23 protein-coding genes are annotated in these 20,137 nt (G+C 70.7%); 10 read left to right on the plus strand and 13 right to left on the minus strand.

What is annotated here, in order from left to right:
- Positions 1 to 15: 15 nt before the first annotated feature.
- On the minus strand, positions 16 to 1,089 hold the full coding sequence (locus G6039_RS17645) for a DUF4185 domain-containing protein (RefSeq protein WP_235194103.1): 1,074 nt from the start codon (positions 1,087 to 1,089) through the stop codon (positions 16 to 18).
- A 65-nt stretch (positions 1,090 to 1,154) separates the two neighbouring features.
- Here G6039_RS17645 and G6039_RS31115 point away from each other — a divergent pair, with 65 nt between their 5' ends.
- The 6 genes from G6039_RS31115 to G6039_RS17670 all read left to right on the plus strand — a co-directional run bounded on the left by G6039_RS31115 (position 1,155) and on the right by G6039_RS17670 (position 5,332).
- Positions 1,155 to 1,277: a hypothetical protein gene (locus G6039_RS31115; protein WP_006932602.1), complete on the plus strand. Its 123-nt coding sequence runs from the start codon at positions 1,155 to 1,157 to the stop codon at positions 1,275 to 1,277.
- A gap of 312 nt (positions 1,278 to 1,589) precedes the next feature.
- Positions 1,590 to 3,398: a 2-isopropylmalate synthase gene (leuA, locus tag G6039_RS17650; protein ID WP_006932601.1), complete on the plus strand. Its 1,809-nt coding sequence runs from the start codon at positions 1,590 to 1,592 to the stop codon at positions 3,396 to 3,398.
- Positions 3,399 to 3,553: 155 nt separating this feature from the next.
- On the plus strand, positions 3,554 to 3,928 hold the full coding sequence (locus G6039_RS17655) for an SHOCT domain-containing protein (RefSeq protein WP_006932600.1): 375 nt from the start codon (positions 3,554 to 3,556) through the stop codon (positions 3,926 to 3,928).
- Positions 3,929 to 3,953: 25 nt separating this feature from the next.
- The gene (locus G6039_RS17660) at positions 3,954 to 4,736 is read left to right on the plus strand and encodes a crotonase/enoyl-CoA hydratase family protein (RefSeq protein WP_006932599.1); all 783 of its coding nucleotides are present in this window, start codon (positions 3,954 to 3,956) and stop codon (positions 4,734 to 4,736) included.
- 51 nt (positions 4,737 to 4,787) lie between these two features.
- Positions 4,788 to 4,985 carry a hypothetical protein gene (locus tag G6039_RS17665; RefSeq protein ID WP_029547151.1) on the plus strand — a complete coding sequence of 66 codons (198 nt, stop codon included), beginning with the start codon at positions 4,788 to 4,790 and terminating at the stop codon, positions 4,983 to 4,985.
- 56 nt (positions 4,986 to 5,041) lie between these two features.
- Complete coding sequence (locus G6039_RS17670) at positions 5,042 to 5,332, plus strand: hypothetical protein (protein ID WP_029547150.1); 291 nt, start codon at positions 5,042 to 5,044, stop codon at positions 5,330 to 5,332.
- Here G6039_RS17670 and G6039_RS31285 read toward each other — a convergent pair.
- The gene (locus G6039_RS31285) at positions 5,277 to 6,740 is read right to left on the minus strand and encodes a potassium channel family protein (protein WP_235194104.1); all 1,464 of its coding nucleotides are present in this window, start codon (positions 6,738 to 6,740) and stop codon (positions 5,277 to 5,279) included. The two genes, G6039_RS17670 and G6039_RS31285, sit on opposite strands and share 56 nt — an antisense overlap.
- A 178-nt stretch (positions 6,741 to 6,918) precedes the next feature.
- On the opposite strand from G6039_RS31285, the gene G6039_RS17680 reads away from it, so the two are divergent.
- Entirely contained in the window at positions 6,919 to 8,172 is a 1,254-nt protein-coding gene (locus tag G6039_RS17680) for a Mur ligase family protein (RefSeq protein WP_006934534.1), read from the plus strand.
- Complete coding sequence (locus tag G6039_RS17685; RefSeq protein ID WP_043801677.1) at positions 8,165 to 8,872, plus strand: type 1 glutamine amidotransferase; 708 nt, start codon at positions 8,165 to 8,167, stop codon at positions 8,870 to 8,872. Before G6039_RS17680 ends, G6039_RS17685 begins: the two co-directional genes overlap by 8 nt.
- Before the next feature lie 174 nt (positions 8,873 to 9,046).
- On the opposite strand, the gene G6039_RS17690 is transcribed toward G6039_RS17685, so the two are convergent.
- Positions 9,047 to 9,763 carry a GAF and ANTAR domain-containing protein gene (locus G6039_RS17690; protein WP_006934532.1) on the minus strand — a complete coding sequence of 239 codons (717 nt, stop codon included), beginning with the start codon at positions 9,761 to 9,763 and terminating at the stop codon, positions 9,047 to 9,049.
- A 257-nt stretch (positions 9,764 to 10,020) separates the two neighbouring features.
- Here G6039_RS17690 and G6039_RS17695 point away from each other — a divergent pair, with 257 nt between their 5' ends.
- Together G6039_RS17695 and G6039_RS17700 are read left to right on the plus strand one after the other, a co-directional pair.
- Entirely contained in the window at positions 10,021 to 10,254 is a 234-nt protein-coding gene (locus G6039_RS17695; RefSeq protein WP_043801681.1) for a hypothetical protein, read from the plus strand.
- A gap of 216 nt (positions 10,255 to 10,470) precedes the next feature.
- Positions 10,471 to 10,611 carry a hypothetical protein gene (locus G6039_RS17700; RefSeq protein WP_006934528.1) on the plus strand — a complete coding sequence of 47 codons (141 nt, stop codon included), beginning with the start codon at positions 10,471 to 10,473 and terminating at the stop codon, positions 10,609 to 10,611.
- Between the two features lie 45 nt (positions 10,612 to 10,656).
- Here the strand turns inward: G6039_RS17700 and G6039_RS30705 are convergent, their stop codons facing one another.
- From G6039_RS30705 to G6039_RS17750, 10 genes are read right to left on the minus strand one after another with little or no spacing between them, the layout of a single operon-like run.
- Positions 10,657 to 11,190, minus strand: a complete 534-nt coding sequence (locus tag G6039_RS30705) for a hypothetical protein (protein WP_235194105.1) — start codon at positions 11,188 to 11,190, stop codon at positions 10,657 to 10,659.
- Positions 11,180 to 11,719, minus strand: coding sequence for a hypothetical protein (locus G6039_RS17710; RefSeq protein ID WP_006947497.1), 540 nt, complete (start codon positions 11,717 to 11,719; stop codon positions 11,180 to 11,182). The genes G6039_RS30705 and G6039_RS17710 overlap by 11 nt, the downstream gene beginning before the upstream one ends.
- On the minus strand, positions 11,719 to 12,930 hold the full coding sequence (locus tag G6039_RS17715) for an MlaD family protein (protein WP_043801685.1): 1,212 nt from the start codon (positions 12,928 to 12,930) through the stop codon (positions 11,719 to 11,721). Before G6039_RS17715 ends, G6039_RS17710 begins: the two co-directional genes overlap by 1 nt.
- Positions 12,927 to 13,985 (minus strand): MCE family protein, encoded by a 1,059-nt coding sequence (locus G6039_RS17720; protein ID WP_043801689.1) that lies wholly within the window; start codon positions 13,983 to 13,985, stop codon positions 12,927 to 12,929. The genes G6039_RS17715 and G6039_RS17720 overlap by 4 nt, the downstream gene beginning before the upstream one ends.
- The gene (locus G6039_RS17725) at positions 13,982 to 15,109 is read right to left on the minus strand and encodes an MCE family protein (RefSeq protein ID WP_043801693.1); all 1,128 of its coding nucleotides are present in this window, start codon (positions 15,107 to 15,109) and stop codon (positions 13,982 to 13,984) included. The genes G6039_RS17720 and G6039_RS17725 overlap by 4 nt, the downstream gene beginning before the upstream one ends.
- Positions 15,106 to 16,143 (minus strand): MCE family protein, encoded by a 1,038-nt coding sequence (locus G6039_RS17730; protein ID WP_006947493.1) that lies wholly within the window; start codon positions 16,141 to 16,143, stop codon positions 15,106 to 15,108. The genes G6039_RS17725 and G6039_RS17730 overlap by 4 nt, the downstream gene beginning before the upstream one ends.
- The gene (locus G6039_RS17735) at positions 16,140 to 17,162 is read right to left on the minus strand and encodes an MCE family protein (protein WP_043801697.1); all 1,023 of its coding nucleotides are present in this window, start codon (positions 17,160 to 17,162) and stop codon (positions 16,140 to 16,142) included. Before G6039_RS17735 ends, G6039_RS17730 begins: the two co-directional genes overlap by 4 nt.
- Positions 17,159 to 18,457 carry an MCE family protein gene (locus G6039_RS17740; protein WP_174824740.1) on the minus strand — a complete coding sequence of 433 codons (1,299 nt, stop codon included), beginning with the start codon at positions 18,455 to 18,457 and terminating at the stop codon, positions 17,159 to 17,161. The genes G6039_RS17735 and G6039_RS17740 overlap by 4 nt, the downstream gene beginning before the upstream one ends.
- Positions 18,454 to 19,314 carry an MlaE family ABC transporter permease gene (locus G6039_RS17745; RefSeq protein ID WP_006947487.1) on the minus strand — a complete coding sequence of 287 codons (861 nt, stop codon included), beginning with the start codon at positions 19,312 to 19,314 and terminating at the stop codon, positions 18,454 to 18,456. Before G6039_RS17745 ends, G6039_RS17740 begins: the two co-directional genes overlap by 4 nt.
- Positions 19,314 to 20,123, minus strand: a complete 810-nt coding sequence (locus G6039_RS17750) for an MlaE family ABC transporter permease (RefSeq protein WP_029547144.1) — start codon at positions 20,121 to 20,123, stop codon at positions 19,314 to 19,316. The genes G6039_RS17745 and G6039_RS17750 overlap by 1 nt, the downstream gene beginning before the upstream one ends.
- Positions 20,124 to 20,137: the final 14 nt, after the last annotated feature.

Consider the following 20,137-nt stretch of genomic DNA (forward strand, 5'->3'; position numbering starts at 1 on the left):
GACCGGACGGGCGGCTCATCCCGCGACGGTCGTGCGCAGCAGCATGACGTTGTAGTCGCTCCAGCGGGACGCGACGAAATACAGGTCGTTGCCGCTGGACCACGGATGGATGTACGGCGCGTACAGGCCGCCGATCTGGGCGCCGGTGACGACCGCCCGCGGCGCGCTCCACGGGCCTTCCGGGCGCGCGCTCGTGCGCATCTCGATCTGCCCGCGTTCCTCGTTGCCGTAGAGGAGGACGAAGGTGCTGCCGGTCCAGTGCACCGACATCTCGCCGACCGGGGCGTCGACGACGGGGACCGCCGCATCGATCCCGCCGAGGATCCAGTGGGTGCCGGTCCAGAACTCGTAGGCGGTGAGGTCGCGGATCTGTGCCTCGGGCACGCGCGAGACGTGGGCCGGACCGAAGCGCCCGTCGGGCGTGCCGAAGTCGTAGACGTAGCCCTCGTGCTTCACGTACGCGTGCTGTTGGAAGTTGCTGTTGCCCGTCGCCAGTTGCTGGACGCCGGGGACCTCGACGGGGGTGTTCATCCGCGCGGTGGCCGGGTCGACGGTCCATGTCTCACCGTTGTCGGTCGAGTACGCGACGGCCGAGGCGTTGGTCCACCATTCGCCCGGTTCGCCCCAGGCGCGCACCGACATGAAGTTGATGTACTGCGTGCCGCCGACCGAGATGCCGGCGGTGGGCACGACGGTGGTCTCGACCCCGTCGATGCCGACGCTGCCGAGGACCTCGCGGGCAAAGTTCGGGTCGGAGGAGAGCACCGGCGCCCCGGAGTAGCGATCCCCGGGTCGGGGGTCGGGCACGGCGATGCCGTCCGACAGCTCGGTGTCGCCGCTGCGCATGAGGATGTTGCGGCGCCATTCGTCGCCCTCGACCGAGCAGTCGCCGAAGGTGTCTCCGAAGGCCGCGAGCACCTGCCGGCCGGGGCCGGTCCCGCCGTTGTCCCACATGATTCCCAGGTCGGTGCCCGAGACGGAGAAGCGGGTGTCGGTCCGGTTCGGGCTGCGCGGTCCCGTGACCCAGGCGACGGTGCGGGTGGGGCCCGGAGGTGATCGTCGGGAGCGGTCCCTGCGGCGTCCCGGCACCGGGGTTGCTGCTGCCGAAGCCGCTGCTTCCGGACCCGGAGCCCCCGCACGGTTCCGCTTGAGCGGTGGCGGCAAACGGCACCGCGCAGCCGAGCGCGAGCAGCAGCGCCGAGGAGAACGTCGTCGCCGACCGGACCGCCCTCATGAGCTCTCCTCCCGGCCGGGTGACCGAAACGCGTCTTCCCTGATACTCCTGTGACCGATGGTGCTTGTGTGACGAATGAGGTCAACGTATTGGATCGGCGGGGCTCGCGACAGCGCCCTCCGTATCGATCGGGTCACGTTCGTACGGCCTGCTCCGCTCGGCCCCGGCAGCGAAATCCCCGCATCCCGGGTGGGCTCCGGCGGGGGCGAGCGAGTACACTGCCTGGCATGCAGCGCGCGCTTCTCCTCGGCCGCCGCGGCGGGATCTGACCAGACCGGCTTCCCGTCGCGGGGTGTGGTCGCGCCGGTCGTATCCTCATCCGGACTCACCGGTCCCCTTTTTTTGGAGTTACGTCATGTCACCCGCCGACGCATTCACCTCCGGCTCGCGCACTATCACGCCGCCGAGCAAGCCCGCCCCCGCCGATCAGCCGGCGTGGAACACGCAGAAGAACTCCTCGATGCCGACCTACCGGTACCGGCCGTTCGCCGAGGAGGTCGAGCCGGTCACGCTGCCGGACCGCACCTGGCCGGACAAGGTCATCGACCGGGCCCCCGCCTGGTGCGCCGTGGACCTGCGTGACGGCAACCAGGCGCTCATCGACCCCATGAGCCCCGCCCGCAAGCGGCGCATGTTCGACCTGCTGGTACGTATGGGCTACAAGGAGATCGAGGTCGGCTTCCCGTCGGCGAGCCAGACCGATTTCGACTTCGTCCGAGAGATCATCGAGGACAACGCGATTCCCGACGACGTCACCATCCAGGTGCTGACGCAGGCCCGCCCCGAGCTGATCAAGCGCACCTTCGAGGCGTGCGCCGGGGCCCACACGGCCATCGTCCACTTCTACAACTCGACGTCGATCCTGCAGCGCCGCGTGGTGTTCAAGGCGGACAAGGACACGGTCAAGAAGATCGCCACCGACGCGGCCGAACTGGTACTCGAGGAGGCGAAGAACCACCCCGACACGAACTGGCGGTGGGAGTACTCCCCCGAGTCGTACACCGGCACGGAACTGTCGTACGCCAAGGAGGTGTGCGACGCGGTCGTCGACACCCTGGGCGCGACCCCCGAGAACCCCGTGATCATCAACCTGCCGGCGACGGTCGAGATGGCCACGCCGAACGTGTACGCCGACTCGATCGAGTGGATGCACCGCAACCTGGCCAAGCGCGACTCGATCATCCTGTCGCTGCACCCGCACAACGACCGCGGCACCGGCGTCGCGGCGGCCGAACTGGGCTACCAGGCCGGCGCCGACCGCATCGAGGGCTGCCTGTTCGGCAACGGCGAGCGCACCGGCAACGTGTGCCTGGTCACCCTCGGCCTGAACATGTTCAGCCGCGGCGTGGACCCGCAGATCGACTTCTCCAACATCGACGAGATCCGCCGCACCGTCGAGTACTGCAACCAGCTGCCCGTGCCCGAGCGGCACCCCTACGGCGGCGACCTGGTGTACACGGCCTTCTCGGGCAGCCACCAGGACGCCATCAACAAGGGCATGGACATGATGAAGGCCGACGCCGACGCGGCGGGCACCGATGTCGACGACCTGAACTGGGCGGTTCCGTACCTGCCGATCGACCCGAAGGACGTCGGCCGCAGCTACGAGGCCGTGATCCGGGTGAACTCGCAGTCCGGCAAGGGCGGCGTGGCGTACATCATGAAGCACGACCACGGCCTGAACCTGCCGCGGCGGCTGCAGATCGAGTTCTCGCAGGCGGTGCAGCGCGTCACCGACGGTGAGGGCGGCGAGGTCAGCCCCAAGGAGATGTGGGACATCTTCCACGAGGAGTACCTGACCCCGATCACCCCGCTCGAGCGGATCCGGCAGAAGGTCGCCGCGGCCGAGACCGACGACGGCACCGACACCGTCACCGCGGTCGTGAAGTATCACGGCAAGGAACAGGAGATCACCGGGTCCGGCAACGGCCCGCTCGCCGCCTTCGTCGACGCCCTGGAGACCCTGGGCTACCAGGTGGCGGTCCGCGGCTACGCCGAGCACGCCATGTCGGCCGGTGACGACGCCCTCGCGGCCGCGTACGTCGAGGCGGACGTGACCCGGCCCGACGGGGTTTCGGCCCTGGTCTGGGGTGTCGGAATCGCGCCGTCCATCACGACGGCGTCGCTGCGCGCGGTGGTCTCGGCGGTGAACCGGGCCCACTGAGCCCTCCGGTCCCGCGAACACCGCGGCAAACGGCGCGAATTCGGACGAACGCGGCGGTACTCTTTCGCAGGAGTGCCGCCGCGTGTCCGTTTGTCGGCCGGGCGAATCTCGGTTCGGATCCGTCTCCGCACGTGCCCCACGAAAGGGAGCGTCACATGGATTTCTGGGACATCATCTGGTTCATCATCGTCAGCTTCGCGTTCATCGCGTACCTGATGGTGCTCTTCTCCATCATCGGAGACCTGTTCCGCAACCACCAGCAGTCCGGCTGGATCAAGGCGATCTGGATCGTCTTCCTGATCTTCCTGCCGTTCCTGACCGCCCTGATCTATCTGATCGTCAACGGCAAGGGCATGGCCGAGCGCTCCGCGCGGGAGTACGCCCAGGTCAAGCAGGCCCAGGACAGTTACATCCGCGAGGTCGCCGGCAAGTCCCCCGCCGAGCACATCGCCGACGCCAAGGCCCTGCTCGACGCGGGCACCATCACCGAGGCCGAATACCAGGCCCTCAAGGCCAAGGCGCTGGCCTGACGCCGCCCCCGGGGGGATCACGACGATGACGTCCGATCCGGTTCGGGTCCGCCGCGACGGGCCCGTCACCACCATCGGGATCAACCGTCCCGAGGTCCGCAACGCGGTCGACCGGGAGACGGCGCAGGCGCTCGCCGACGCCTTCCGCGCCTTCGACGCCGACGACGAGGCGGCGGTCGCCGTCCTGCACGGCGAGGGAGGCACCTTCTGCTCCGGCGCCGACCTGAAGGCGATCAGTGAGGGACGCGCAAACCGGGTCGCCCCGGACGGTGACGGGCCGATGGGCGTGTCGCGGATGCGGCTGTCCAAGCCCGTCATCGCCGCGATTTCGGGCCACGCCGTCGCGGGCGGGCTCGAGCTGGCGCTGTGGGCCGATCTGCGCGTCGCCGAGGAGGGGGCGGTGCTGGGCGTGTTCTGCCGCCGCTGGGGCGTGCCGCTGATCGACGGCGGCACGGTGCGGTTGCCGCGGCTCATCGGCGAGAGCCGCGCGATGGATCTCGTCCTGACCGGCCGTCCCGTCGAAGCCGACGAGGCGCTGCGCATCGGGCTGGTCAACCGGCTCGTGCCCGCCGGGCAGGCGCTCGCCGCGGCCCGCACGCTCGCCGCCGAGATCGCCGCCTTCCCCCAGACCTGCCTGCGCCGGGATCGTCTCTCCCTGCTCGAACAGCACGGTCTCGACGAGGACCAGGCGTTGCTCAACGAGTTCCGGCACGGCACGGTCTCCCTCGCCCACGACACGCTCGACGGCGCCTCCCGGTTCGCCGCCGGCGCCGGGCGGCACGGCAGCTTCGGCGAATCCGGCAGCTAGCCGGAGCCGTCCCACACCACATGGCCGTCGGCCCGCACAGTAAGGAAACTCGTGACCGCGGCGACGGACACGCGCCGCGGCATCAGCGAACATGTCGGGGTGAACGAAGCATCCGGAGCAGAGAACGAACCGATGCCGTCCGAGGCCAAGGACTTCGGCCCCCTCTTCCATGACACGAAGGCTGACCTGCAGCCGGGGGACTTGCTGAAACCGCCCCTCGCGCACTCCAGGCTGTTCGCAGCCGGTTGACGTTCTGTGTCCCGGTTCCCGGACCGAAAGGACCGTATAGGCAGGGGGAATCGAAGATGTACGTCCTACCGCGAACCCAGCTGGGGAAGCGCGCGTTGTGGCTGCTGCTACCCGTGCTGCTCTACCCCCTGTACTGGTCCGTACTTCGCCTGATCCCCGACTCGTGGCGGGCTCTCAGCATTGCGGCAGGCATCGCCATCATCGGGCTCGCTGGCGTCTCGCTGGTCACGGCAGGCCTGGCCATCTTCCGGAAGGGGGAGCGGTCGATTCTCCTTGTCGTGATCGCCTCCCTCACGCTTCTACTCGTCGTCGCCTTCGCTGTTGGCGAGGCCTTCGGCGGTCGCTGACGTCGGGACGGTGCTCTCCGGCATACCACCGACGGCTACCGCAGGCTCGTCCCCACGCCTGCAGCCGACGTGTGCCGGCATCCACCCGGCGACGCGATCGGCAGCTCCTCGAACCGGCCGTCCGGGAAGCGCAGGTGTACGTGCACCGCACCGGCGACCACCCCAGCGGCTCGCGACCCAGCAGGCGCGCGAGCACGTACGTCGCGCTCAGGCTGGTCACGTCGCGGATCACGCCCAGCGGCAGCAGCGAGCCCGTCTCGGCGAGCACCTCGCGCTCGCCCGCGCGCAACACCAGCCGCAGGCCCGGCGCGACGCCCTGGACGGCGAGCGAGACCGCGACGTTGTCCCGGTCGTCGGAGCCGACCGCGGCGAGCGCCGCCGCGCGATGCACCCCGACGCGTTCGAGCAGCCGCCGGTCGCCGCCGTCGCCGACCACAGCGGGGATGTTCAGGTCGCGCACGAGCCGCAGGTTGCGGGCATTGGTGTCCCGCTCGACGCCCACCACCGGGATGCCGAGGTCCCGCAGCTCCCGGCACAGCCGCAGGCCCACCTGCCCGAGGCCCACCACGATCACGTGCCCGGAGCGGGGCAGCGACCGGGGGCCGAGCAGCGCGGTCAGGCGGGGGCCCAGCAGCCGGTCCACCACCCCGGCGGTGAACATGGCGGTGAACACGATCGTCGCCAGCATCGCGGTCGACGCGATCGCGGCGTACGCCTCGTTGCCGTGCGGATCGGCCGCCGGGCCCACCGTCGTGACCACGCGGACCGCCTCGTGGAACGCGTCGATCGCCCCCTTGCCCTCCCCGAAGGTCAGCCAGGCCCAGTCGCCGAACAGCACCGCCGCCAGGCCGAGCAGCCCGGCCAGCAGGATGCGGGTGCCGGTCTCGTGGGTGCGCAGCACCGCGGTGAGCTGCCCGGCCCACCGCTGCCACACCATCCGTCGCGGTACCGCGACGGGCACCTCGTCGAGCACGTCGCCGGCCACGCGGATGCCGCGCGGTTCGCGGGTGGAGGTCACGGCCAGCAGGCCGGGTGCCACGCACGGCCCGGCCAGGGAGGCCACGGCGAGATCCGCCGGCGACGTCACGTCGCACTGCGGCAGGAACCGTGCGAGCTGATCGCCGATCGTGCGGTCGAAGATCGTCGCGACCATCGGTGCGTCCGGCTGCAGGTGCGCCGCGGCGAGCGCATACCGCAGCGCGACCACGTCGTCCTGCAGGAGCACCGCGATCCCGGCGACCGGCGGCCGGTCCAGGAGGGCCCGCAGCTCCTCGTCGTCGGGCCGGGGCGCGTGCCGCACCGCGCAGCCGAGGTCGACGAGCGAGGCGCAGACCCGGCGCGCGACGGTGGTGTCGCCCACCACGACGTACGTCCCGGTGTTCCCGCCGGTTGTATCCGCCTCCGCCACGGCGACCACCTCCCCGCCTCAGGGGACCACGCAACCTGCGGCGGCGCATCCGGCGGCGCGGTCGCTGTGAGCGATTCCCGCAGCGTAGCGGCGTGTGACCGTGCGGACACGGCCGCGCCGCGGCGGTGGACACGGCCGCGCCGCGGCGGTGGAGGCGCCGCTGTGGAAAACTCGCGACGTGGGTACAAGCACTCGAATCACCGGGCGCGGGCGGCTGGCGCTGCGCGCGGCGAAGGCCGCCTCGTGGGCGTCGCAGAAGGCGGGGCGCGGCAAGGGGTCGATGATCGGCGGCCTCGTCGCGCTGAAGATCGATCCGCGCCTGATGGAACAGCTCGGCCGCGGCCGTCGCACCGTCCTGGTCACCGGCACCAACGGCAAGTCCACCACCACCCGGATGACGGCGGCGGCCCTGGAGACGATGGACGCCGTCGCCACGCAGGCCGACGGGGCGAACATGGACGCCGGCATCGTCGCCGCGCTGGTCGCCCACCAGGAGGCGCCGCTCGCCGCGATCGAGGTCGACGAGCTGCACACCCCGCACGTCGCGGACGCCCTCGACCCCGAAGCGATCGTGCTGCTCAACCTCAGCCGCGATCAGCTCGACCGCGTGGGCGAGATCAACATGATCGAACGCAAGCTGCGTGCGGGCCTCGAACGCCACCCGGACGCGGTGGTCGTCGCCAACTGCGACGACGTGCTCGTCACCTCCGTCGCCTACGACCACCCGAACGTGGTCTGGGTGGCGGCCGGTGCCGGCTGGTCGGGCGACTCGGTCAGCTGCCCTCGCACCGGTGAGCCGATCCTCTGGGAAGACGGGCGCTGGCACAGTACGGGCTCGGATTTCGCACGGCCCGAACCGGATTGGTGGGTCGACGACGAGAATCTCTACGGGCCGGACGGTCTGGTGCTGCCGATGACGCTGACCCTGCCCGGGCGCGCCAACCGCGGTAACGCCGCTCAGGCGGTGGCCGCGGCGGTCGCCCTCGGCGCCGATCCGGCCGCGGCCGTCGCGGCCGCGGGTGTCGTCGAGGAGGTCGCCGGCCGGTACAAGACCGTGCAGGTGGGTCCGCATTCGGTGCACATGCTGCTCGCGAAGAACCCGGCCGGGTGGCAGGAGGCCCTGTCGATGATCGACCCGACGGTCGACGGTCTCGTCATCGCGGTCAACGGGCAGGTGCCCGACGGGGAGGACCTGTCGTGGCTGTGGGACGTGCGGTTCGAGCACTTCGAGGGCGTGCACGTCGTGGCGTCCGGCGAGCGCGGCACCGACCTGGCCGTACGGCTGACCTACGCCGGGGTCGAGCACACGCTGGTGGCGGATCCGATCCGGGCCATCGCGTCGTGCCCGCCGGGACGGGTCGAGGTCCTGGCCAACTACACCGCGTTCCGGGATCTGAACACCGCTCTGGCGAAGGGAGCCGCGCATGTCTGAGTCCACCGTGCGGATCGGGCTCGTGCTGCCCGACGTGATGGGCACCTACGGCGACGGCGGCAACGCGCTGGTCCTGCGGCAGCGCCTGCGGATGCGCGGGCAGGACGCCGAGGTCGTGTCGATCAACCTGACGGACCCAGTGCCCGAGTCCCTGGACCTGTACACCCTCGGCGGGGCCGAGGACTCGGCGCAGCGCCTCGCCACTCGGCACCTGCAGCGCCATCCGGGCCTGCAACGGGCGGTCGAACGCGGGGCGCCGGTGCTGGCGATCTGCGCGGCGATCCAGGTGCTCGGCAACTGGTACCAGACGTCGGCGGGCGAGCGCGTCGACGGCGTCGGCCTGCTCGACGTGACCACCACTCCGCAGCAGACCCGGGCCATCGGCGAGGTGGTCACCACTCCCCTCGTCGAGGGCCTGCGCCTGCCGCTGACCGGATTCGAGAACCACCGCGGCGGAACGACTCTCGGCCCCGCCGCCCGTGCACTGGGCCGGGTCACCCGGGGCGTCGGCAACGGCGTGGGAGACGGCGTCGAAGGGGTCGTCCAGGGCTCGGTGGTCGGCACGTACATGCACGGCCCGGTGCTGGCCCGCAATCCCGAGCTGGCGGACCTGCTGCTGACGCGCGCGCTCGGTGTGGACTCGCTGCCGCCGCTGGACCTGCCGGAGGTCGAGCAGCTGCGCCGCGAGCGGCTCGCCTGACCCGCCGCTCGGACGAGACCGCCCCCGGACAGGGGTTCGGCCCGGGAATCGCTTTCGCAACCTCCGGGCCGGATCTCTGCTTCACGAGCCTCTGTCGTCCTCGGACGTCTGCTCGATTCGCACTACTGATGTTACCTGCATCACACCCCGATGGCAAGGGGTGGGATCCGAGGTTCAGCTACTCCCCTTGATCTCACGGCGATGCTGGTCCACGACGGTGCGGGCCAGCTCCGCAACCTTGACGTTGACCTGCTGCGACGTCCGGCGAAGGAGATCGAAAGCCTCGTCGTCGGAGATCTTGTTCAGCGCCATGAGGAGCCCGATCGCCTTGCCGATCTCCCGATTGCTCTCGATGCCGTTGCGGAGCGAGGCGACATCCTCGCCGCGGGAGACGGCGGCGACGCAGACGGCCGCGAAGGCGGCCAGGACGGTGCCGTTCGCGGCGGCCGCGAGGTCGAAGGCCCCCGGCGTGTCGGAGAACAGGTTCAGCGACCCGACCTTGCGGTCGTCGACCCGCAACCGGAATCCCATCGCCCCCCGCACGGGCGTCTGCTTCACGACGCCGGGAGCCAGGTGCGGCCACTGCTCGGAGACGCTCAGGTCCGGCTCGATCTGGGCGGCCTCCTCCTCGATCGCATCCAGGCACGGCCCCTCGCCGGTGGCGCGCTCGAGGTCGTCGACGTGCCGCGCGACGGCGTCGGAGGCGCCGACGGTGACGTACGCCCTGCCTTCCCGCAGCATGAGGCTCGCATGGTCGCAGCCGGGAACCAGCATCGTGGCGGCCACGCAGATCGCCGCGTACGCCTCCGAGGGCTCGGCGCCGCGATAGACGATCTCGGCCAGTGCGGCGAACACCGTCGCCGGATCAGCCGCGGACTGTCCGTTCTGCATGAGCGCTCCTCGACCTCTTAGCCGCGCCCTTCCGTGCGGGGCGTCGGATCGCCATTCAACCAGAGACGCCGGAACACCCCCCGATTCACCCGGACGGCAAATTCGCTTCCTACATGCGAATTCGGGGCGGTCCGGCGGTGCCGCGGCACGAGTTGGACATCCGTTCGAGTAGCGCCGGTCGCTGTGATGCGGTACAACACATCGGCATTGGTTTTGTGAACCAAGTCACGATTTGTTTGCAGGGGGATAAACCGAATATGACAGGCACGGCAACGCGCCGCCACACAGCACACGACGAGGACGCCCGGAGCACCCCGTTGGTGCTCACGTCCACCACCGGCGCATCGACGTCGGGGTGGCGCTCCGCCCTCGGGCACGCACTCGGCACCGCCGTCTCCGTCAGCGCCGCGGCCCTCATGGTCACCGGCCTGACGGCGATCGGCGCCACCACCACCGTCACGGGTCTCGTGTCCTTCCTCCGGACGAACTGATCGTCCCGGTCGACCGAGCCCCGTCCATTCCGACACCACAGACAGGAACAACACCACAGATGCACACCTCCGCTGTCGCCGCGGCCCGTCGCTCCATGAGCACCGAGGAGATCAAGGCCCGCATCGAGGCCATGTTCGCGGAACACGACCAGCAGGAGCACCCGACGGCCGACTGACCCTCGGCAACTCGGGCCACACGTCGAGAGGAGAACCGAAATGAACGCGAACGTGGTCCAGCTACTGCTACTGCTCGGTGCCGCACTGGGCGGCACCGCGGCCTTCAAGGCCTACCTGGTGCGATCGGATTCCGAGCATCCGCACCTGTCCGACGACCTGGGCCCCCGGCCCCGGTACTGACGAGACGGCACCCGCCCGGGAGACTCCTCTCCCGGGCGGGTCTTCTCAGCCCGGGCCCGGACGGCCCAGCCCTCGGAGCACCGTGCGGGCCAGTCCCGACACGTCACGCCACGGTCCGTGCAGGACCGGCAGTATCTCCGCCGGCAACCGGGTCAGCTGCCGGCGGGTCGCCGTCACCGGGGTGAGCAGCCAATCGGCGGTGTCCACGATCCGTTCGATCTTCCGGAGAGTGAGGTCCACCCGGTCGATCGACGCGCCGAGCCGGTCCACCGCCACGGCGAAGTCCCCGAGCTGCTCGTCGAACCGCCCCAGCACCCGGTCGAAGTTCGCGAGCGAGACGCCGATCCCGTCGGCCACGCCCTCGATCCGGGCGATCGTCACGTCCGCGTTGAGCGCGGCCTGTGTCAGCCTCCTGATCCGTCCCGACGTACCGTCGCCGGGTCCGGTCAGGTCCGCCATGTCACCGCGCCGCGCCATGTCACCGCCCCGCGGCATGTCACCGCCCCGCGGCATGTCACCGCCCCGCGGCATGTCACCGCCCCGCGGCATGTCACCGCCCCGCACGCCGTCATTTCGCATCCGCTCCCTGCAGCAGCCACCGGTCGTCCACCCGAGCGAGGGTGATCAGGAACCGCGTCGCGTCGACCCGCCCGTCCGGCACCGCGACGTTCTTCACGTCCTGGTCGAGGAACACGAGCACCGTCGCGCGATCCGCGTCCAGTGTCTCGACCGCGGCGTGCGACACGGTCGCGACGGACACGCCCTGCCCGTTCTCGACGAGCCCGCGCAGGTCCCCCGCCACCGAGCGGTACTTCTCGGCGAACTCCCCGGTGGAGACGTCGGTGACCGCGGCCAGCGCATCGTCGAAATGCTGGTAGTCGTAGGTGCCGAGGGCGATCGCGTACTCCCGCGCCCGGTCCAGCGCGTCGGCGCGCAGGCCCTCGGCCTGCTCGGCCTGCCACCACCGGAATCCGCAGAAGCCGGCGGCCGCGGCGAGCAGCACGATCAGTGCGGGCGTCAGCCATCGCCGCACCCGGGAGCGCGGGGCCGGCGGATCCGGCGGCGCGGTCGCGGGGGTGTCGTCGACAGTATGGTCCGTGGTCGGCATCAGTTACCCAGTCCTTCCAACAGCTTCTGCCAGTACTGCAGCACCTCGACTCCGGTCGGGACGAGCAGCGGGTCCTGCGCCATGTCCGGCCCGGTCACCCTTCCCGGGGTGCTCTGGTGTTGCAGTCCGAGGTCGTCGGGCCGCGGCGCGACGCGGGCGCCGCGCTGGGCGAGGTCTTCGCCCGGCGGGCAGTAGAGCGACAGGTTCGGCGTGCGGGGGCTTTCGTCGCCGACCGTGCGGCGCTGTGTGTCGTAGTAGCAGACCGGACCCTGCGTGGCGACGAGCGAGAAGTCGCCGCGGTCGCCCTTGACCACCGAGGTCAGATCGCCGAGTGCCGCAGGGATCGAGTCGAGGCCGGCCGCCAGCGCCGGGGTCCGCGGGGCGAGCACGTCGCCCACGGTCACCAGGTTCGTCAGCAGCAGCCCGTAGTCGTCGCGGGTCTCGGCGAACAGCTCCTCCGTCTTCGCCAGCGCGTCCGGCGACCGGTCCAGCAGGTACACGAGCGCGTCCCGGCTGCCCACGAGCTGGTCGGAGACGTCCCGGGCGGCGCGCATCGCACCCGGGAAGGTGCCGGCGTCCTCGGCGAGCGTGTTCACCAGATCGACACCCTGTTCGAGGAGTGCCGCCAGGGCCGGCGCCCGTTCGGATGCCATCGTGGAGAGGGCGTCGGCGTTCTCGATCATCGACTGCAGGTCCGCTCCGGTCCCGGCGAGGGCGGTGCCCCACGTCTCGCCGAGCGTGGCGACGGACTGCGGATCGATGCTCTCGACCAGTGCGCTCATCCGCACGAGCAGCTGATCGAGGCGCAGTCCCTGCTCGTCCGCCGGGACCTCGACGGTGTCGCCGTCCGTCAGGTAGGGGCCGTCGGCGGTCTGCGGTTCGATGTCGAGGGTGAGGATGCCGATCGCGGTCGCGGTGGCGATCCGTCCGGTGCTGCCCACCGGGATGCGGGTGTCCGGATCCAGCACGAGCACCGCCGTCGAGCCGCGACCGCCGTCGTCGATCGTCACCGATTCGATCTCCCCTACCGCGACCCCGCGGTAGGTCACCGTCGTTCCGGGGCCGATACCGCGGGCGTCGACCAGGTGCGCTCGCACCTCGATGCCGCCACCGAAGCTCTGCGGGCCGAGGACGTAACGGACGCCGAAGGCGGTGGCCAGCAGGCCTACCACAACGAACAGTGAAACCTGCACCAGCACCGGGCGTTTCATCGAACACCACCCCGAAGCAGGTCCGGCAGCCCCGCCGGGACGGTGACCGGCGGCGACTCGCCGAGCATCGTCACCGGAACGCCGCCGGTGAGCAGCATGTCGATCGCTCCCGGCACGTCCAGGGCGCCGTCGAACAACAGGTAGTCGCCGTGCACGGACCGCGCGAAGCCGTCCATGAAGGCGTTCATGTTGGTCAGCGCCGACCCCACGGTGTTGTTGAAGTCCCTTATCCCGGACAGTATTTCGTCCAGGTCGTCGACCGCTCCGCCGATCCGGCCGGAGTCCGCCAGCACCGTGTCCAGCGAGGTGAGCACCGACGAGGTGCTCGAGACCAACGACCGGAGGTCCTGCTCCTGAGCGGCGAGCAGGTCCACGACCTCCGCGCTGCTCGCCAGACCGTCGTCGATCAGCTGTTGCTGCTGCGCCAGCCGCGCGGCCACCGCGTCGGTGGCCCGCAGCGCCCGCGAGATGTCGTCGCCGTTCTCGGCGGCCAGCGCCATCGTCCGGTCCGTCCGCTCGAGCAGTTCCCGAACGGTCTGCCCCCGGCCGCCGAAGGCGGTGTTCAGCTCGGTGGTGATCGTGCGCAGCTGGTCCAGACCGCTGCCGTTGATCACCTGTCCGAGCATCGCGAACGTGGCCTCGAGTTCCGGCCCCATCTCCGTCCGGTCGATGACGTCGCCGTCGGCGAGCAACTCCGGCGACGGCTGCTCCGGCAGATCGATCTGGACGAACGGGTTGCCCAGCGCGGACGGGAGCCGCACGGAGGCACCGACGTTCGACGGAAGCGCGGCCCATTCACTCATGCTCAGTTCGAGGAAGGCCCGGTGCCCGTCCGTCGAGATCCCGTGGACCCGGCCGACCACAGCCTGACCTGCCCGCACCTCGGTGCCGGGATCGATCCGATCGGCTCCGTCGAACACGGCGATCACGCGGTAGGTCTCGCCGGCGCCGCTGCGTCCCGTCGGCAACTGATGCAGACCCAGTCCGCAGCCGGTCACCGAGACGGCCACCGCGGTCAGCGCAGCGACGAATCCCGTTCTTCCCCAACGGCTCACCGGACGCCTCCCTCGTTCAGCGCCCGGTCGAGCGACTCCGGCACGAGGTCCTGGAACGGATCGGACAGGTCGAAGGGAACGGTGATCGGGTTGGTGAAGCCGGCGCCCGTGCACAGGGGAAGGCGCTCGCGCTCGCAGAGTTCCCTCGCGCGGGGAAACTGGCCGACCTGGGTGGAGACGTTCAGGCGGATACGCGCGGTGGTGTCGGCGCCGATCGTGTTGTCGATGTTCTGCATCGCCAGCGGCAGCACGTCCATGAACTCGGCGAAGTCGACCTCGTGCTGTGCGAACTGCCCGGTGAGGACCTGGGCGTTCGAGACGACGGCGGCGATGTCCTCGCCGCGGGAGCCGAGCAGGACGTCGAGCCGATCGAGGATGGTCGTCAGCTGACCGATCGGCCCGGCGACGTCGAGGTTCTGTCGTTGCATCTCGGCGCCGAGTTCGGACAGCCCCCCGGCGAGCTCGGACAGGGAGCCCTGCCGGGCGTCGACGGCGGCAACCGCGACGCCGAGGTCGTCGACGAGGGCACCGATGTCCTCGGACCGGGCACCGAGCACCGAGCCGGCCGCCCCGAGCGCGCGCAACGCCCAGTTGATCTCCGGCCCGAGACCTGCGGTGGCGCCGGCGGCGAGGTCGAGGGTGGATCCGAGCGACCCGGATTCCGGTCCCAGCGCCGCGGCGATCGTATCGACGCTCTCGAGCAGTTCGTCCCAGTTGATCGGCGCGTGACTGCGTTCGGGCGGAATGACATCGTCGCCCTCGAACCGCGGTCCGGCGGTGTACACCGGGCTCAGTTCCACGAACCGGTCGCTGATGATCGACGGGTTCATCACGAACGCCGACACGTCGGCCGGCAGCGTGATGTCGTCGGGGATCCGCATCGTCACCTCGACCACCGTTCCGGCCGGTTCCACGGCTTCGACGGTGCCGACGGGCAGGCCGAGGACCGCGACCTTGCTCCCCGGGTAGATGCCTCCGACGGACGCGAACTCGGCGGTCACGGTGCGGGTGCGGTCGGTCCCGACGAACACGTACCAGGCAGCGGCAGCACACAGCGCCGCGACGACGACGATCCCGATGCCGCGCAGCAGCCGGGTCTTCCGCGTGGTTCCGACGGTGGTCACCGGCAACCCTCCATCACTCCGAGGGCACACAGCAGGTTGTCCGGGATCGGCCCGGCCGGGGCGTGGACGTCGACCCAGTTGCCGTTGCCCGAGGCGTCGGCCGCGGCGCGCAGGGCGGGCGGAAGCCGGGTCATCAGCACGTCGATCTGCTCGGCGTTGCGGTTCAGCGTGTCGGTCACCGACCGCATGTTCCCCAGCAACGCGTCCATTTCGCCGGAGTTGTCGGTCAGGAACGTCGCGGTGTGCTCGGTGAGCAGCCGCAGATCCTCGACGAGTTGCACGAGGGATTCCTTACGGGCTTCGAGGATCGACACCACGGTCGTGGCGTTCTGCACGAGCAGCTCGACGTCCCGGCTCTGGCCCGCCACGATGGACGTGAGCGACTTCGACGCCTGCAGCAGGGAGTGGATGCGGGCGTCGTTGCGGGACAGCATCTCCGCCGCGGCGGTGGCTCCGGCGAGCGCATCGGCGATCCGGCCCGGGTCGGACGGCACGGCCTCGGCCAGGGTGTGCATCATCGCCTCGAGGGCGGGCACGTCGAGTTCCCGGGCCACGTGCTGCGCCTCGGACGCGAGGTCGTCGAGGCTGTACGGAACGGAGGTCCGCGCCAGGGGGATACGCCCGCCGGGCAGTTCTCCGGCACCGGCGGGCGTCACCGCCAGGTAGATCTTCCCGAGGATGGTCCTGAGCCGCACCTCGGCGGTCGTCCGGTCGCCGAGCGGCTGGCCGCCGTCGACGCGGAACGTCACGATCACCCGGTCCGCCGCGAGCTCGAGGCTCTCCACCCGTCCGGCGGGCACACCCGCCACGTACACCGGATCGTTGGGTTGCAGACCGGCGGCGTTGGCGAATTCCGCGGTGTAGCCGTTCGTCCGGAGCAGGTACGTGGCCCGGGGCGCGGCCAGGGCGACGGTCATCACCAGGGCGACGAGGACGATGCCTACGGCCCCGACGACGAGCGGGTTGCCGGCGCGGCCGCGGCGGCCCGCGAACACGGCCCGCAGCGCGTCGCGAATCTGCTGCGCGCGCCTCATCGGCACACCTCCGAGTACGTCGAACCGAAGATGTTGGTTTCGAAATCGCCTGCCTTGATGGTGAAGTTGCACATGTAGAGGTTCAGCCAGCCGCCGTAGTCGCTGATGCGGTTGAGGCTGTCGGCCAGTTCCGGCAGCCGGCGCACCGCCTGCTCGAAGTTCTCCGTCTGCGGGATCCAGGCGTCGGTCATCACCCGCAGATCGGTGACGGACCGGTCGAGGGGCGCCATCGCGCCGGCCATGAGCACCGCCGTCGAACGCACCGAGGTGCTGCCACGGTCGACGAGCGTGGCGAGTTGCTCACCGTCCCCGGCGAGTGCGTCACCGACGACGGCCAGCCCGGAGAGCAGCCGGCTGATGTCCTCGCTGCGCCGGTCCGCCACGGCGACGAGCGTCTCGAGATTGCCGACCAGACTGTCGAAGACCTGCTCGTGGTCGGCGATGTCGCTGCTGACCGCGGCGATGTGCAGCAGCAGGGAATCGAGGGTGCCGCCCTGCCCCTGGAACGCCTCGATCACCGCGGTGGCGAGCGCATTGATCTGCGCCGGATCGATCGACTCGAACAGCGGCTCGAATCCGTTGACGAGCGCGGTGAGATCCAGGGCGGGTGCGGTCTGCTCGATCGGGATCGTCGCGCCCTCCGGCAGTACCGTGCCGGTGCTGCGCTCCGGCAGTGTCAGCGCGACGTACCGGACGCCGATCATGTCGCCGTAGTTGATGTCGGCGGTGACATCGGTGGTGAGCTCGAATTCCGAGTCGATCTCGAAATCCACCACTGCCCGCGAGGTCCCGTCGTCCCGGGGGGCGAACCTCACGTCCGAGACGCGCCCGACGCGCACGCCGGCGAGCGTGACGTCGCTGCCGGGGCTCAGCCCCTCGACGTCGGTGAACTCGGCGGCGTAGTCGCGGGTGGGCCCGGTGACGGTCCTGTCGAGGGTGTTGCCGACGACGACCGCGGCGAGGACCCCCACCGTGCAGAACGCCGCCAGGCGCAGCGCCGGCCGGAGCAGCGTGTTCACGAGACCGCCACCTCCGTGCCGCGGACCAGGGGTGCCAGCAGAACCGAGGCCGCGGTGGACGGGTCCACCTCCGTCGCCTTCGGGTCGGACGGATCCACACCGCCCGCGATCTGCTCCAGGTAGCCGAGGGTGTCGCGTTCGGTTGCGGCCGAGAGGACCGGCCGGCCGTCGACCGGGTCACCGCAGTTCGCGCCGTCGAGGCCGGGATAGCGCGGGCAGTCCGCCGCGGTATACGGCATCGGATCGGAGAAATCCACGACCGCGGTGATGTCGAACCGACCGGTGGCGAAGACCCGCGCGCCGGCGTCGCCGAAGGTCGTGAGGTAGCGCAGGGTGTCGTCGAGGCCGGTGGTGTCCGCGGCGAACGTACCGAGCACCGGGCCGCCGTTGCGGACGACCGAGATGATCCGGTCGGTGTTCTCCGACATCAGCGCGGAGCCCTCGGCGGCCAGGCCGGCGCCGCCGCGCAGCAGCCGCGCGATGCCGTCCCGGCGCTCGAGGACGATCTCGGAGAGCGTGGCCGCGTTCTGCATCGTGCCGATCATGTCGTCCGTCGCTGCGGCCAGGGCCTCGGTCACCGCCGCCAGCTGCGGCGACGCCGCCAGGCCTGCGTCGATCCGGGGACCGAGCTGCTCGGTGAGCGCGGCGGTGCGGTCGAGGGTCCGGCCGAGGGTCTCACCGCGGCCGGCGAGCGCCTGGATCATCGCGTCGAGCGCGACCGCGAGCCGGTCCGGGCGCAGTTCCTGCAGCAGCTCCGTGGTGGTGTAGTACAGGCCGGCCAGTTGCACGGCCTCGGCCGAGGTGTCCGCGGTGACCTGCGCACCGTCGCGCAGGCGCGGCCCGGCGGCGGGGTCGTGGGGCGGCACCAGTTCGAGGAAGACGTCACCGAACAGGGTGCGCGGCACGATCCGCACCCGCACGGCTGCCGGGATGTTCCGGATCGCGTCCGGGTCGAGCTGCATCGTGATACGCGAGCCGGTGACGCCCGCGTCCAGGTGGGCGAGCCGGCCGACGTGCACGCCCTGGTACTGCACACCCGCGGCGCCGAAGATCACCCCGGCGCCGGCCGGGACGACGGCGGTGATCTCCGGATCCCTGGACAGCCCACCGGATCCGGAGACGACGAGCAGTCCGCCGGTGACGGTGAGCACCGCGACGGCGAGCGCACCGACGACGGCCAGCGTGCCGGTGCGCAGTCCGAGCCGGCGACTGCGGCGGGGCGCCGCGGACCGGGTCCGGCCGTTCGGCGGGATGCCCGTGCCGGACGGAGTCGTCCGGTCGCGTTGGGTCGTCACGCCAGCCCCACCCCCGGCACGGTGGGCACGAGACCCCACAACGCGAAGGTCAGGACCACGTCGGTGATGCCGATGGCCAGGATGCTGGTGCGCAGTGCGCGCCCGGCGGCCCGGCCGACGCCCTCCGGGCCGCCCGTGGCGTGGTAGCCGTACGAGCAGTGCACGATGCCGACGATCACCGCGAACACGACGGCCTTGGTCAGCGAGTACCACAGGTCGGCCGGGGAGAGCGCGAGGTGGAAGTAGTAGTCGTAGGTGCCGGCCGAGTTGCCCTGGAAGGTGACGACCACGAGGCGCGTCGCGACGAACGCGGACAGCAGGCCCACCATGTAGATCGGGACCACGCACACGGCCGTGGCGATGAGCCGGGTGCTGGCCAGGAAGGGCACCGACTTCACGGCCATGGCGTCGAGGGCGTCGATCTCGTCGGAGATCCGCATGGCGCCGAGCTGCGCGGTGAAGCCGGTACCCACCTTCGCGGCCAGGGCTATGGACGCGACCACCGGCGCCAGTTCGCGGGTGTTGGCCAGAGCGGAGAGCATGCCCGACAGCGAGGTCATCCCGATCAGTTCGAGACCCCGCTGGGTTTCGACTCCGACCATCATCGCGGCGACGGCGGACATCGCGAACACGATGCCGATGGTGCCGCCCCCGGCGAGCAGGGAGGCGTAGCCGAAGCTGACCTCCCCCACGTGGTACATCACGTGCTTGAAGTAGCGGCGCAGCGCCGTGGGGACACCGGCGATCGCCTCGACCGCGAACACCACGTGCCGGCCCACCGTGGCGAACGCGCCCACGACCCCGGTCAGCGACCGATGGACGGCCCGGGCCTGTGTCACCGCCGAACAGGAGAGCATCAGTACGTCCCCACGGCCGGCACCATCACGGTGTACATCTGGGACAGAACGGTGTTGACGACGAACACCATGACGAATGCCAGCACGACCGCCTCGTTGACGGCGTCGGCCACGCCGCTGGGACCGCCCTTGGCGTGCAGGCCCTTGAACGCGGCGATGAGGGCGGAGGTGATCCCGAAGAACGCCGACTTGACCATCGCCGTCGCGAAATCCGACAACCGGCCGTATTCGCCCAGGGTGCGGAGGAATCCGCCGCCGGAGGCATCGTTGAGGTAGATCTCGTACAGATAGCAGGCGCCCACCCCGACGAGCGTGACGAGCGCGCAGAGCATCACCGACACCAGGACCGCGGCGAGCAGCCGCGGCACGACGAGGCGCTCGATGACGTTCAGCCCCATCACCTCCATCGCCTCGATCTCCTCGCGGATGGTGCGTGCGCCGAGATCGGCGCAGATCGCGGAGCCGCCCACGCCGGCCAGCATGAGGGCGCACACGAGTGCGGCCGCCTGTCCGACCACGACGAAGGCGACGATCGCGCCGGAGTAGGCGCCGGCTCCGAGCTGGCCCGCCAGGGATCCGACGGAGACCGCGATGAGCACCCCCACGGGCAGCATCAGCAGCAGGGCCGGACCGCTGCACACCTTGGCGATGAACAGCGACTGCGTGATCGTCTCGCGGAGCGAGAGGCGACGGCCGACGACGACGCGCACGGTCGTGGCGAGGGTCTCCACCGAGAACCCCACCAGCGCACCCACCTGGATCGCCAGGTCGTGCACCGGCCCCCTCGCCTTGGGCAGCTCGAACGTCACTCCCACACTCCCGT

The organism is Rhodococcus aetherivorans (assembly GCF_011058165.1).
Lineage (GTDB): Bacteria > Actinomycetota > Actinomycetes > Mycobacteriales > Mycobacteriaceae > Rhodococcus > Rhodococcus aetherivorans.

Coding starts and splice junctions, on each gene's coding strand:
- G6039_RS17690 (WP_006934532.1), bottom strand. CDS start 9,763: ATGCAGAACGGACAGTCCGCGGCTGATCCGGCGACGGTGTTCGCCGCA.
- G6039_RS17670 (WP_029547150.1), top strand. CDS start 5,042: ATGTACGTCCTACCGCGAACCCAGCTGGGGAAGCGCGCGTTGTGGCTG.
- G6039_RS17715 (WP_043801685.1), bottom strand. CDS start 12,930: ATGAAACGCCCGGTGCTGGTGCAGGTTTCACTGTTCGTTGTGGTAGGC.
- leuA (WP_006932601.1), top strand. CDS start 1,590: ATGTCACCCGCCGACGCATTCACCTCCGGCTCGCGCACTATCACGCCG.
- G6039_RS17695 (WP_043801681.1), top strand. CDS start 10,021: ATGACAGGCACGGCAACGCGCCGCCACACAGCACACGACGAGGACGCC.
- G6039_RS17730 (WP_006947493.1), bottom strand. CDS start 16,143: ATGAGGCGCGCGCAGCAGATTCGCGACGCGCTGCGGGCCGTGTTCGCG.
- G6039_RS17745 (WP_006947487.1), bottom strand. CDS start 19,314: ATGCTCTCCTGTTCGGCGGTGACACAGGCCCGGGCCGTCCATCGGTCG.
- G6039_RS17710 (WP_006947497.1), bottom strand. CDS start 11,719: ATGCCGACCACGGACCATACTGTCGACGACACCCCCGCGACCGCGCCG.
- G6039_RS17685 (WP_043801677.1), top strand. CDS start 8,165: ATGTCTGAGTCCACCGTGCGGATCGGGCTCGTGCTGCCCGACGTGATG.
- G6039_RS30705 (WP_235194105.1), bottom strand. CDS start 11,190: ATGCGAAATGACGGCGTGCGGGGCGGTGACATGCCGCGGGGCGGTGAC.
- G6039_RS17660 (WP_006932599.1), top strand. CDS start 3,954: ATGACGTCCGATCCGGTTCGGGTCCGCCGCGACGGGCCCGTCACCACC.
- G6039_RS17700 (WP_006934528.1), top strand. CDS start 10,471: ATGAACGCGAACGTGGTCCAGCTACTGCTACTGCTCGGTGCCGCACTG.
- G6039_RS17655 (WP_006932600.1), top strand. CDS start 3,554: ATGGATTTCTGGGACATCATCTGGTTCATCATCGTCAGCTTCGCGTTC.